Origin of the sequence: Curtobacterium sp. MCSS17_011, assembly GCF_003224275.1 — a bacterium.
Taxonomy (GTDB): domain Bacteria; phylum Actinomycetota; class Actinomycetes; order Actinomycetales; family Microbacteriaceae; genus Curtobacterium.
In genome coordinates this window covers 1-13,347 of sequence record NZ_QKLE01000015.1, presented here as the reverse complement: position 1 = coordinate 13,347, position 13,347 = coordinate 1, and the positions used below count along the sequence as shown (strand labels likewise).

Sequence of the window (13,347 nt, the reverse complement as noted above, 5' to 3'; positions counted from 1 at the left end):
TCGTCCTGTTCCCCGGTCACGCGACGACGCGCAGGATCTCGTCCACGCTCGTCATGCCGAGCTTGACCTTCTCGAAGCCGTCCTGGCGGAGCGTCAGCATGCCCTGCTGCTGCGCCACACGACTGATCTCCGCGCTCGATGCGCGACCGACGGCGAGCCGCTCGATCTCCTCGGTCACGGTCATGACCTCGTGCAGGGCGATGCGGCCGCGGTACCCGGTGTTCGAGCAGACGGCGCAGCCGACCGGGGCGAAGAACGCGGGCATCTCGTCGCCGGGGCGCAGGAACCCGAGCGCCTGGAGCTGCTCGATCTCGTACACGGCGGGCGCCTTGCACCGGTCGCACAGCCGGCGCGCGAGTCGCTGGGCGACGACGGAGTCGAGTGCGGACCCGACCAGGAACGGCTCGATGTCCATCTCGGTCAGGCGGGTCACGGCCGACGGCGCGTCGTTGGTGTGCAGGGTCGAGAGCACGAGGTGCCCGGTGAGCGACGCCTCGATCGCGATCTGGGCGGTCTCGTGGTCGCGGATCTCACCGAGCAGCACGACGTCGGGGTCGGAGCGGAGGATCGAGCGGAGCGCGGACGCGAACGTCAGCCCGGCCTTCGGGTTGACCTGCACCTGGTTGATGCCGGCCATCCGGTACTCGACCGGGTCCTCCACCGTGATGACGTTGATCTCGGGCTTCGCCACGGCGTTGAGGGTCGTGTACAGGGTCGTCGACTTGCCCGAACCGGTGGGGCCGGTGACCAGGATCATGCCGTACGGCTTCGAGTAAGACCGCTGGTAGGCCTGGAAGTTCTGCTCGAGGAGGTTGAGGTCCTTGAGGGTCAGCGACGTGTTCGTGTTGTCGAGGATCCGCATGACGACCTTCTCGCCCCACACGGTGGGCAGCGTCGCCACACGGAGGTCGATCTGCCGACCACCGTGCCGCACCGACATGCGGCCGTCCTGCGGCTTGCGACGTTCGGCGATGTCGATGTCGCTCATGATCTTCAGACGGCTGATCACACCGTTCTGGATGTTCTTCGGCGCCGGCGCCATCTCGTGCAGCACGCCGTCGATGCGGTACCGGATCCGGACCTCGTGCTCGCCCGGCTCGATGTGGATGTCGGATGCGTGGTCCTGGATGGCCTGCGACACGAGCAGGTTCACGAAGCGGACGATCGGGACGTCGTCGAGGGCGCCGTCGGCGATGTCGACCTGCGTGTTCGAGGTGGCCGACGCTTCTTCTTCCAGCGACGACGTGAGGTCGTTCAGTTCGTCGTCGGCGCGCAGGTAGCGGTCGAGCGCTGCGACCAGGTCACGCTCCTCGACCTGCAGCGGTTTGATCGTGCGGCCCGAGGCGGTGCGGGCGTCGTCGATCGCGAGCACGTTCGTGGGGTTCACCATCGCGAGGATGAGGAGGTCGCCCTCGAATCCGACACCGAGCACGCCGTGGCGACGGCAGAGTGCGGCCGGCAGGATCGACACGGCGGTGCCGTCGACCGGGTAGTCGCTGAGCGGGACGGTGCGCGAGTTGTTCGACGCGGCCCGGGCAGTGATGAACTGGGCCTCGCTCACGACGCCCTGGTCGACCAGGCCCCGGATGGCGCGCTCGTCGAGGTCCTCGTCGCCCGTCATCGCATCGAGGTGCTCGATCGGAAGCGCGCCGTTCAGGATGAGGATCTCGGACAGGGTCGCCATGAGTCCCGTGCCTCCTTGGACTCGCGCACGGCGAGACGTCGTCGGGTGATGCACCACCAGGGATGTGGCGCCCGACCACGCTACTTCTGGCGCCCTCGCCGACCGCAGTCCCAGAAAGAGGGGGCGGAGGGGGTCTGGCTGCACCCAGAACTGGGGTCCACGACCCGTTCGGCCCCGGTCAGAGGGACACCGCGGCCGTGACGTGGACCTCGCCCCGGACGAATCCGAGCCGCTCGTAGATCCGGGCCGCGCCGCTCGGGTTCTCGGTGTCGACGTCCAGCACCGCAGCCGACAGCCCGTCCGCTCGCATCGCCGCGAGTGCGGCGCCGAGCACGAGCGGCGCCAACCCGCGACCACGCGCGGAACGGGTGACCCCCACCCAGTGCACGTAGCCGAACGCCCGTCCGCGTTCGGCGAACCCGTCCGGATCGACCTCGACGACGGCGAAGGCGAGCACGTTGCCCAGGGGATCGACCACGAGTCGGGACAGGTCGAGCCGACTCTTCGGTGCGGTGAGGAAGCCCCGCCAGTCGGACGCGACCATCGGCTGCGAGCCCCAGTGGTCGCGGAAGGCGTCGTTCTTGGCGGCTCGCATCGGCTCGATGTCGTCCGGGGCCGCTGGACGGAGGACCAGACCATCGGGGAACGCGGGCATCGGGGGGCCGTCGACGGCATGGTCGGCGAAGACGAGCTCCATCTCGACCCAGTGCCGGACCGGCCGGAACCCGAGCCGCTCGGCGAGGGCGAGGACGGGAGCACCGGAGCGGCCACCGATGTCGAGGGTCGCGGGAAGGTCGATGTCGAGCGCCGCGAGCCGTTGCCGCGCTCGACCGACCTGCCACGCCAGGAGCCGGCGCCCGACACCACTGCTCCGGTACCGGGGGTGGACGGCACCGCTGAGCACCGCCCGTGCCGCGGTGACCCGCGAAGGGACGTCGATGACGATGCCGTAAGCCTGCACACGTCCATCAGCATCGACGCCGACGACCGTGTCCAGATTGACGATGAGCCCTTCGGTGGACAACGAGCGGTCGAGGTCCGCTGTGGAGGGACGGGCACGAGGATCGTCGAGTGCAGCGGCAGCGACTGCGACCGCGTGCATGCCCACCAAATCGTCGCGCGACCCCGGACGGAAGACGATGCCGCTCACGGGTGACGGCAGCTCGAGCTGGGACGGGGCGGGGATCCGTTCGCGCAGGGTTGCCATCACCCCACCCTGCCATGCGGGCCGGACAGCGCGGCACCGCGGAATCCCCCTCGACGCACACCCCCACCCGGGCACATGATGAGTCATGGACATCACGAGCGTGACCGTGGGGTTGCCCGTCAGCGACATCGAGGCGTCCTGCCTCTGGTACGGCGCGGTCTTCGAGCGCACCGAGCCGGACCTCGAGCCCGAGGACGGCGTCGCCGAGTACGAGGTCGGCGGCATCTGGATCCAGCTCTACGTCGACGAACAGGCCGAGGAGAACCCGGTCAGCGTCCGCTTCGGTGTCGACGACGTCGCCGCGCAGCACGCACGCATCGGCGCGCTCGGCATCGACATCGGCCCCGTCGAGTGCGTCGACGGGGCGGTCGACTGGTTCGACGTCCGCGACCCCGACGGCAACGTGCTGAGCCTGTTCTCGCTGGTCGACGAGACCGGTCGCGGTTCCGGCCGCGACAACGGCGCGGGCCGCGCGCTCTAGTCGCGACCCACGGCGGACCGGAGGCCCGTGGCGGCCCCGCACCGCGCCTCCAGGCCGACCCGTGGTGACGACACGACGAAGGCCCCGCCTCCTTGCGGAGACGGGGCCTTCGGGGGATCACATCAGGCTCAGTTGTACGTGCCCGGCGTGAAGTCGTCCGACGAGAAGCTGTCGAAGTCGACGAAGCTCAGGTCGGCGTCCGAGAACGACGAGTCGTCGGCGAAGATGCGGTTGGGGTACCGCTCCGCCTTCGCCTCTTCGGTCGCGTTCACGTCCACGTCACGGTACCGGCTGAGGCCCGTCCCGGCGGGGATGAGCTTACCGATGATGACGTTCTCCTTGAGGCCGACGAGGTGGTCCTGCTTGCCCTCCATGGCCGCCTGCGTGAGCACGCGGGTGGTCTCCTGGAAGGAAGCGGCGGACAGCCACGACTCGGTCGCGAGGGACGCCTTCGTGATGCCCATGACCTCCTGGCGAGCGGAGGCGGTCTTGCGACCCTCCTGCAGCGCCGCACGGTTCAGCGCGTTGTAGCGCGACCGGTCGACGAGCTCACCCGGGAGCAGGTCGGTGTCGCCGTGGTCGACGACGGTGACCTTGCGGAGCATCTGGCGGACGATGACCTCGATGTGCTTGTCGTGGATCGGCACACCCTGCGAGCCGTAGACGTCCTGCACACCGTTGACCAGGTGCTTCTGGACCTCTCGGACACCCTTGACCCGGAGGACTTCCTTCGGGTCGACGGTGCCGGCGATGAACTGCTCGCCGAGCTCGACGTGCTGGTTGTCCTCGATGAGGAGCGTCGCACGCTTGAGCACCGGGTAGATGAACGGCTCGTCGCCGTTGTCCGGCGTGAGGATGATCCGACGACCCTTGTCCGTGTCCTCGACCACGACGCGCCCGGGGGCCTCGGCGATCGGGGACGCGCCCTTGGGGGTACGCGCCTCGAAGAGCTCCGTGACACGCGGCAGACCCTGGGTGATGTCGTCGGCCGAGGCCGAACCACCCGTGTGGAAGGTACGCATCGTCAGCTGGGTACCGGGCTCACCGATGGACTGGGCGGCGATGATGCCGACCGCCTCGCCGATGTCGACGAGGTTGCCCGTGGCGAGCGAACGGCCGTAGCACTTCGCGCAGACACCGACGGCGGACTCGCAGGTCAGGACCGAGCGCACCTTGATGCTCTCGACACCGGCCGCGAGCAGCTTGTCGATGAGCACGTCACCGACGTCCTCACCGGCCTCTGCCACGACCGTGCCCTGTGCGTCCACGGCCTCGGTGGCCAGGGTGCGGGAGTACACGGTGTTCTCGACGCGCGGGTCGCGGACGAGCTTGCCGTCGGCGTCCACGGTCGCGATCGGCAGCTCGAGGCCACGCGTCGTGCCGCAGTCGTCCTCGCGGATGATGACGTCCTGCGAAACGTCCACGAGACGGCGGGTGAGGTACCCGGAGTCAGCGGTACGGAGCGCGGTGTCGGCAAGACCCTTACGAGCACCGTGGGTGGCGATGAAGTACTCCGCCACGGTCAGGCCCTCGCGGTACGAGTTGATGATCGGGCGGGCGATGATCTCGCCCTTCGGGTTGTTCACCAGACCACGCATACCGGCGATGTTGCGGACCTGGAGCCAGTTACCACGAGCACCGGACGACACCATGCGGTTGATGGTGTTGTCGACCGGGAAGTTGTCGCGCATCTCCTGCGCGATCTCGTTCGTGGCCTCGGTCCAGATCTTGATCAGGTCGGCGCGACGCTCGGAGTCGGTGATCAGACCCTTGTCGAACTCGCCCTGCACCTTGGCGGCCTGGATCTCGTAGCCCGCGATGATCTCCTTCTTGCGAGGAGGCGTCACGACATCCGACAGGGCGACGGTCACACCGGAGCGCGTGCCCCAGTAGAAACCGGCGTCCTTGATCCGGTCCAGCGCAGCGGCCGTCTCGGTCTTGGAGTAGCGCTCGGCGAGGTCGTTGACGATCGCGGAGAGCACGCCCTTGTCCGTGACCTTCTGGACGAACGGGTAGTTCGCCGGCAGGGTCTCGTTGAAGAGCGCACGGCCCAGGGTCGTCTCGAGCAGCACGGTGTCGCCCTGCTCGTAGCCCTCGGGTGCTTCACCCTCGGCGAAGTGGACACCCGTCATGCGGATCTTCGCCATCGCGTTGAGGTGCAGCGTGTGCTGGTCGTTCGCCAGGATCGCCTCGGCCACCGACGAGAACGCACGGCCCTCGCCCACGGCGCCCTCGCGGACGGTCGTGAGGTGGTGCAGACCGATGATCATGTCCTGTGCGGGCAGGGTCACCGGACGGCCGTCGGACGGCTTCAGGATGTTGTTCGAGGCGAGCATCAGGATGCGGGCCTCGGCCTGGGCCTCGACCGACAGCGGCAGGTGCACGGCCATCTGGTCACCGTCGAAGTCCGCGTTGAACGCAGCACACACGAGCGGGTGGAGCTGGATGGCCTTGCCCTCGACGAGCTGCGGCTCGAACGCCTGGATGCCCAGACGGTGCAGCGTCGGCGCACGGTTCAGCAGGACGGGGCGCTCGCGGATGATCTCCTCGAGCACGTCCCACACCTGCGGACGCGAACGCTCGACCATGCGCTTGGCCGACTTGATGTTCTGCGCGTGCGACAGGTCGATGAGGCGCTTGATCACGAACGGCTTGAAGAGCTCGAGCGCCATCTGCTTGGGCAGACCGCACTGGTGCAGCTTCAGCTGCGGGCCGACGATGATGACCGAACGGCCCGAGTAGTCGACGCGCTTGCCGAGCAGGTTCTGGCGGAAACGACCCTGCTTGCCCTTGAGCATGTCGCTCAGGGACTTCAGGGCGCGGTTGCCGGTACCCGTGACCGGACGTCCACGACGACCGTTGTCGAACAGCGCGTCGACCGCTTCCTGCAGCATGCGCTTCTCGTTGTTCACGATGATCTCGGGGGCACCGAGGTCGAGCAGGCGGCGGAGACGGTTGTTGCGGTTGATCACACGACGGTAGAGGTCGTTGAGGTCCGACGTGGCGAAACGGCCACCGTCGAGCTGCACCATCGGGCGCAGCTCCGGCGGGATGACCGGCACGACGCCGAGCACCATCGCGGCCGGCGAGTTGCCGGTGGCGAGGAAGGAGCTGACGACGCGCAGACGCTTGATCGCGCGGATCTTCTTCTGGCCCTTGCCCTCGGCGATCTGCAGACGCAGTGCCTCGGCCTCGGCAGCCAGGTCGAACGCCTCGAGCCGGAGCTTGATCGCCTCGGCGCCCATGTAGGCGTCGAAGTAGATCCCGAACCGGTCCTGGAGCTCGTGGAAGACGGCGTCCTCGGGCTTGAGGTCGCCCACCTTGAGGTTGCGGAAGTCCTCCCACACACGCTCGAGACGGGTGATGTCCTCGTCGAACGACTTGCGGACCTGGGACATCTCCTTCTCGGCGGTGTCCTTGGTGCGGCGCTTGACGTCGGCCTTCGCACCCTCTTCCTCAAGGGCTGCGAGGTCGTCCTCGAGCTTCTTGAGGCGGTCGGCGATGATCGAGTCGCGCTGGCCCTCGAGGGTCTTGATCTCGAGACGCATCTCGTTCTCGAGACCCGGCATGTCCGCGTGACGGCCCTCTTCATCGATGTCGATGATCATGTACGCCGCGAAGTAGATGACCTTCTCGAGGTCCTTCGGCGCCATGTCGAGGAGGTACCCGAGGCGCGACGGGACGCCCTTGAAGTACCAGATGTGCGTGACGGGGGCGGCGAGCTCGATGTGGCCCATGCGCTCACGACGGACCGAGGACTTGGTGACCTCGACGCCGCAGCGCTCGCAGACGATGCCCTTGAAGCGGACACGCTTGTACTTGCCGCAGGCGCACTCCCAGTCGCGGGAAGGACCGAAGATCTGTTCGCCGAACAGACCGTCCTTCTCGGGCTTCAGGGTGCGGTAGTTGATGGTCTCCGGCTTCTTGACCTCGCCGTACGACCACTGACGGATGTCCTCGGCGGTCGCGAGGCCGATCCGAATGGCGTCAAAGGAAGTTGCTTCGAGCAATGTTCTTCTCTCTTGCTGATTCAGGCTTCGATGTACGGGCGGGATCAGATGTCGTCGACAGAGGACGACTCGAACCGCGAGGAGATGTTGATGCCCAGCTCCTCCGCAGCGCGGAAGACCTCGTCATCGTTGTCGCGCAGGCTGACCGCCTGGCCGTCGGCCGAGAGGACCTCGACGTTCAGGCAGAGCGACTGCATCTCCTTCATGAGGACCTTGAAGGACTCGGGGATACCGGGCTCCTGGATGTTCTCGCCCTTGACGATCGCCTCGTAGACCTTCACGCGGCCGAGGATGTCGTCGGACTTGATCGTCAGGAGCTCCTGGAGGGCGTAGGCGGCACCGTACGCTTCGAGCGCCCACACCTCCATCTCACCGAATCGCTGTCCACCGAACTGCGCCTTACCACCCAGCGGCTGCTGCGTGATCATCGAGTACGGACCGGTCGAACGCGCGTGGATCTTGTCGTCGACCAGGTGGTGCAGCTTGAGGATGTACATGTAACCGACCGAGACGGGCTCCGGGAACGGCTCGCCGGAGCGGCCGTCGAAGAGCTGTGCCTTGCCGGACGAGCCGATCAGGCGCTCGCCGTCGCGGTTCGGGAGGGTCGAGTCGAGGAGGCCCTCGATCTCGCGCTCGTACGCACCGTCGAACACCGGGGTGGCGACCTTGGTGCCGGGCTCGGCGCTGTGCGCTGCCTCCGGCAGGTTCTCGGCCCAGTCCTGGATGCCCTCGACGTTCCAGCCCTGCTTGGCGAGCCACCCGAGGTGGATCTCGAGCACCTGGCCGAAGTTCATGCGGCCGGGGACGCCGAGCGGGTTGAGGACGATGTCGACGGGGGTGCCGTCGGCGAGGAACGGCATGTCCTCGACCGGGAGGATGGTCGAGATGACGCCCTTGTTGCCGTGACGACCGGCGAGCTTGTCACCCGCGGTGATCTTGCGCTTCTGGGCGATGTAGACGACCACGCGCTGGTTGACGCCCGAGCCGAGCTCGTCGTCGCCGTCCTGCGCGTCGAACACCTTGACACCGATGATCGTGCCCTCTTCACCGTGGGGCACCTTGAGCGAGGTGTCGCGGACTTCGCGCGACTTCTCGTTGAAGATGGCACGGAGCAGACGCTCCTCGGCGCTCAGCTCGGTCTCGCCCTTCGGTGTGACCTTGCCGACGAGGATGTCGCCGGGGCGGACCTCGGCACCGATGCGGATGATGCCGCGCTCGTCGAGGTCGGCCAGCAGGTCCGGGCTGACGTTGGGGAGGTCACGGGTGATCTCCTCCTTGCCGAGCTTGGTGTCGCGGGCGTCGACCTCGTACTCCTCGATGTGGATCGAGGAGAGCGTGTCGTCCTTGATGAGGTTCTGCGACAGGATCATCGCGTCCTCGTAGTTGTAGCCCTCCCACGGCATGAACGCGACGAGGAGGTTCTTGCCGAGCGCGAGCTCGCCGTTCTCCGTCGCGGGACCGTCGGCGATGACCTCGCCCTGCTCCACGCGCTCGCCTGCGGAGACGATGACGCGGTGGTTGTAGCTCGTGCCCTGGTTGGAGCGGTCGAACTTGCGCAGGTAGTAGGTCTGCGTGCCGCCCTCGTCGAGCTGCAGGGTGACGGCGTCGGCCGAGACCTCGGAGACGACACCGGCCTTGTCGGCAGTGACGACGTCGCCGGCGTCGATGGCCGTGTAGCCCTCCATGCCGGTGCCGACGAGCGGCGACTCGGAACGGAGCAGCGGGACGGCCTGACGCTGCATGTTCGCACCCATGAGGGCGCGGTTCGCGTCGTCGTGCTCGAGGAACGGGATGAGCGACGTCGCGACCGACACCATCTGGCGCGGGGAGACGTCCATGTAGTCGACCTCGTCCTTGGCGACGAGTTCGACCTCGCCACCCTTCTTGCGGACGAGCACCTTGTCGTCGGCGAAGTGGAAGTCGTTCGTCAGCGGGGCGTTGGCCTGCGCGACGACGAAGTCGTCTTCTTCCGAAGCGGTGAGGTAGTCGATGGTCTTCGTGACCTCGCCGTTGACGACGCGACGGTACGGGGTCTCGATGAAGCCGAAGGAGTTGATCCGACCGAACGACGCGAGCGAACCGATCAGGCCGATGTTCGGGCCTTCCGGGGTCTCGATCGGGCACATGCGGCCGTAGTGCGACGGGTGGACGTCACGGACCTCGACACCGGCACGCTCACGGGACAGACCACCCGGGCCGAGGGCCGAGAGACGACGCTTGTGCGTCAGGCCCGCGAGCGGATTGTTCTGGTCCATGAACTGCGACAGCTGGGACGTTCCGAAGAACTCCTTGATCGCGGCGACGACCGGACGCACGTTGATGAGCGTCTGGGGCGTGATCGCTTCGATGTCCTGCGTGGTCATGCGCTCGCGGACGACGCGCTCCATGCGGGACAGACCCGTGCGGACCTGGTTCTGGATGAGCTCGCCGACAGCGCGGATGCGACGGTTGCCGAAGTGGTCGATGTCGTCCACGTCGAGGCGCAGCTGCACCGGCTCGCCGTCACGGACGCCGTCGATCGTGGTGCGCTCGGCGTGCAGCGACACCAGGTACTTGATCGTCGCGACGATGTCCTTGACGGTGAGCACCGAGTCGGACAGCGGAGCGTCCATGCCGAGCTTGCGGTTGACCTTGTAGCGGCCGACCTTCGCCAGGTCGTAGCGCTTCGGGTTGAAGTAGAAGTTGTCGAGGAGCGCACGCGCGGCCTCGGCAGCGACCTGCTCGCCCGGACGGAGCTTGCGGTAGATGTCCTTGAGCGCCTCTTCCTTCGTGAGGACGGCGTCCTTCTCGAGGGTCGACTCCATCGACGCGAAGCCCTGGAACTCGTCCATGATCTCTTCGCTCGTCAGGCCGAGGGCCTTGAGGAAGACGGTCACGGACTGCTTGCGCTTGCGGTCGATGCGCACGCCCACCTGGTCGCGCTTGTCGATCTCGAACTCGAGCCAGGCACCACGCGACGGGATGATCCGCGCCGAGTAGATGTCCTTGTCGGAGGTCTTCTCCTGCTGGCGCTCGAAGTACACGCCGGGCGAACGGACGAGCTGCGACACGACGACGCGCTCGGTGCCGTTGATGATGAACGTGCCGCGCTCGGTCATGAGCGGGAAGTCGCCCATGAAGACCGTCTGCGTCTTGATCTCACCCGTCATGTGGTTCATGAACTCGGCGTTGACGTACAGCGGAGCAGCGTAGGTCTTGCCGCGCTCCTTGCAGTCGTCGATCGAGTACTTCGGGTCCTCGAGCTCGGGCGCGGTGAACGAGAGCTGCATGGTCTCGCCGAGGTCCTCGATCGGGGAGATCTCCTCGAAGATCTCCTCGAGCCCCGAGTGCAGCGCGAGGTCGGTGCGACCCTGCTCCTGCCCTTCGGCGAGGCGGGCCTTCCAGACGTCGTTGCCGACGAGCCAGTCGAAGCTCTCCGTCTGGAGTGCGAGCAGATCAGGAACCGTGAGGGTGTCCGTGATCTTGGCGAACGAGAGTCGCGAGTGGTTGCGACCGTTCTTGGGGTTGGTGGATGCGTTGGGCGCAGCAGCCAAGGGTGTGACCTCCGGTAGGCCCCGTCGGGCCGACACTGACGAGCAGTGTGTAGGTGAGTGGATTGATCGCTCGGCGACCCCTGAGGATGCAAGCCCTGCGACCACGCCGACGCGTGCCTGACGCGGAACGTCGGTGCACGTGTGGGATGATCTCCGTGAGCGGTACCCGCCGCCATATACGGGTCCGGCTGCACCAGGGCGAGATGAGTCTGTACATCTCAGAACTCGGTGGTTCTGAAGACTCTGCGTCGACCGAAATATGACGACACGGATGCCAGGGAGCGCGAACTGTCATCATAGTTCGCTCCGTGGCGGGCTGTCCAGTCCCGGCTTGACCGGATTCGGCAGTGGCGTGTATAAGCCGCCACACACCGCTTCCATTCCCGTGCTCAGCCAGGGGCCTGCTCAGCCGGGGCCTGCTCAGCCGAGACGCTCGCGCTCGACGCGATCCGCGCCTCCCGGCCCGCCCGGCAGTCCGGCCAGCGCACGGAACGCGTCCTCCGGACGACGTGTGCGGACGAACGTCACCCGCCCCCGGTCGTCCGTGAGCTCGATCCCGAGCCCCGGCGTGAGGATGAGCGCCCGCACGCCGCGACGGACCCGCAGGCCGACGCCGCCGTAGGTGGCCGCGTCCGCCTCGACCAGGCGGACGTCGGTGATCCGCCGACGCGGGATGCGCCGCGGCGGCAGCGGGCGGAAGTGCAGGGTCACGTACCGCTCGGTGACGGTGAACCCCGCACGTGCGAGCAGGAGCAACAGCCCGAGGGCGACGGCGAGCAGGGCCGGCACCAGGAGGGCGACCTCCGGTGCGTCGCCGGGCCAGCCCAGCACGGCGGCGGACAGGCCGGCGCCGCCGACGAGCAGCGCCGTGCCGACGACGCGCATCCAGGTGGGTGCCGTCTCGCGGTCGGCGTGGAACGGCCGGGAGGCCCGGATCACCCTGGTGGGGCGGGTGCCCGCCCGGCGGGTGTCCGGAGCGGTGGAGCGGGCGGTGGGCACGCTCATGGTGTCGGCGGTCATGACGGAGGTCTCCTGCGGCGGATCAGCAGTGGTGCACTCGACGTCGGGTGCGGTGCGTTCGACGGCCAGCGCGCACGGGTGGCCGGAGGGGTGGCGCGCAGCAGCACGCCGACGGCGCGCACGCTCGAGCGGAGGGGGCGCTCACGGGCACGTCGTGGTCACGGTGACCGGGCGGACGCGTGGTGTGTGGGGCACCGCACGCATCGACGCTCGGACGTCGTGACGACAGGCGTCAACGGTACGCAACGAGTCTTGGCGTCCGCTGGTTGTCCATGTGTACGCATTCACGAGTCCGCAGTGCACCCCGGGGACGACGGGGTCCCGCGGACGATCAGCGCAGGACGCGGGCGACGGCCTCGGCGCGGGTCCGGACCCCGAGCTTCGCGAAGACCTGGTTCACGTACGACTTCACCGTGGGCACCGTGAGGAACAACTCGGCGGCGATCTGCGGGTTGGTCCGGCCGTCCGCGATCCGCTCGAGGACGTCCACTTCGCGCGGAGTGAGTTCCGGGAACCGGGCACCGAGCGACGGGGCCGGATCAGCTCCCGCCAGCGCAGCGGAACCAGCACCGGCAGCGGCACCGCCGGCGAGGCGCGCCACCAGCCGTGCACCGACGGTCGCGTCGAACGTCGACTGCCCGGAGGCCACCGCCCGGACCGCGGTCGCGATCTCCGTCCGCCCGGCGTCCTTCGTCAGGTAGCCGCGGGCCCCCGCCCGGAGTGCGGTCACGATCGAGTCGTCGTCGGCGTAGGTCGTCAGCACCAGGACCGCCACCCCGGGGTGCTCGGCGACGATCCGCGCGGTGGCGGTCGGCCCGTCGACCCCCGGCATCCGCAGGTCCATCAGGACGACGTCGGGCGTGTGTCGTTCGACGGCGGCGATGGCCTGGGCACCGTCCGCCGCCTGCCCGACGACCTGCAGGTCGGGCACGAGCGACAGCACCGTCACCAGGCCGTCGCGGACGATGGCCTGGTCGTCGACCACGAGCACCCGGATGGTCACGAGTGGTCGTCCTCGACGGCGGCCGCTGCGTCCGCGTCGACCGTGACGTCGACCGGCAGGTGCATGGCGACGACGAACTCGTCGTCGGAACGCTCGGCCTCCACCGTGGCCTCGCTGCCGAGTTCCGCGAACCGCTCGCGCATCCCGAGCAACCCCTGCCCGCCGCTCGGCAGCGGGTTCGCCACGACGACGTCCACGGCGTCGCCGTCCCGGATCACGGACAGGGACACGGGGCGGCCGGGAGCGTGCCTGCGGGCGTTGCTGAGGGCCTCCCGGACGACCTGGACCACGGCGGCACGGTGGGCGGCGTCGAGGACCGCGAGGGTCGCGTCGCCCTGCACCACGAGCTCGCCGCCGAACGAGCGGTGCGCGTCGACGAGGGCCGTCAGGCCCGACGCGTGGTCGGCGG

General features: G+C 68.1%; 7 protein-coding genes and 1 pseudogene. 1 reads left to right on the top strand and 7 read right to left on the bottom strand.

The window, feature by feature from the left end; translation table 11 throughout:
- Positions 1-16 precede the first annotated feature (16 nt).
- Positions 17-1,684, bottom strand: a complete 1,668-nt coding sequence (locus tag DEJ17_RS11180; RefSeq protein ID WP_110893909.1) for a GspE/PulE family protein — start codon at positions 1,682-1,684, stop codon at positions 17-19.
- Between the two features lie 178 nt (positions 1,685-1,862).
- Positions 1,863-2,891 carry a GNAT family N-acetyltransferase gene (locus DEJ17_RS11175; protein WP_181421141.1) on the bottom strand — a complete coding sequence of 343 codons (1,029 nt, stop codon included), beginning with the start codon at positions 2,889-2,891 and terminating at the stop codon, positions 1,863-1,865.
- Between the two features lie 85 nt (positions 2,892-2,976).
- Here DEJ17_RS11175 and DEJ17_RS11170 point away from each other — a divergent pair, with 85 nt between their 5' ends.
- Positions 2,977-3,372 carry a VOC family protein gene (locus DEJ17_RS11170; protein WP_071245506.1) on the top strand — a complete coding sequence of 132 codons (396 nt, stop codon included), beginning with the start codon at positions 2,977-2,979 and terminating at the stop codon, positions 3,370-3,372.
- Between the two features lie 128 nt (positions 3,373-3,500).
- On the opposite strand, the gene rpoC is transcribed toward DEJ17_RS11170, so the two are convergent.
- The 5 genes and pseudogenes from rpoC to DEJ17_RS17795 all read right to left on the bottom strand — a co-directional run.
- Complete coding sequence (gene rpoC, locus DEJ17_RS11165) at positions 3,501-7,382, bottom strand: DNA-directed RNA polymerase subunit beta' (RefSeq protein WP_110893905.1); 3,882 nt, start codon at positions 7,380-7,382, stop codon at positions 3,501-3,503.
- A 44-nt stretch (positions 7,383-7,426) separates the two neighbouring features.
- A complete protein-coding gene (gene rpoB / locus DEJ17_RS11160; protein WP_110893903.1) occupies positions 7,427-10,915 on the bottom strand; it encodes a DNA-directed RNA polymerase subunit beta in 3,489 nt (1,162 codons plus the stop codon).
- Between the two features lie 420 nt (positions 10,916-11,335).
- The gene (locus DEJ17_RS11155; RefSeq protein WP_110893901.1) at positions 11,336-11,935 is read right to left on the bottom strand and encodes a hypothetical protein; all 600 of its coding nucleotides are present in this window, start codon (positions 11,933-11,935) and stop codon (positions 11,336-11,338) included.
- A 331-nt stretch (positions 11,936-12,266) separates the two neighbouring features.
- Positions 12,267-12,938, bottom strand: a complete 672-nt coding sequence (locus tag DEJ17_RS11150; RefSeq protein ID WP_110893899.1) for a response regulator transcription factor — start codon at positions 12,936-12,938, stop codon at positions 12,267-12,269.
- Positions 12,935-13,347 (bottom strand): annotated as a pseudogene (locus tag DEJ17_RS17795) (hypothetical protein); the annotation flags it as partial. The gene DEJ17_RS11150 and the pseudogene DEJ17_RS17795, both read right to left, overlap by 4 nt.

What these genes read in the sequence shown, in the direction of transcription:
- DEJ17_RS11180 (WP_110893909.1), bottom strand. Translation starts at nt 1,684, where the DNA reads ATGGCGACCCTGTCCGAGATCCTCATCCTGAACGGCGCGCTTCCGATC.
- DEJ17_RS11175 (WP_181421141.1), bottom strand. Translation starts at nt 2,891, where the DNA reads ATGGCAACCCTGCGCGAACGGATCCCCGCCCCGTCCCAGCTCGAGCTG.
- DEJ17_RS11170 (WP_071245506.1), top strand. Translation starts at nt 2,977, where the DNA reads ATGGACATCACGAGCGTGACCGTGGGGTTGCCCGTCAGCGACATCGAG.
- DEJ17_RS11155 (WP_110893901.1), bottom strand. Translation starts at nt 11,935, where the DNA reads ATGACCGCCGACACCATGAGCGTGCCCACCGCCCGCTCCACCGCTCCG.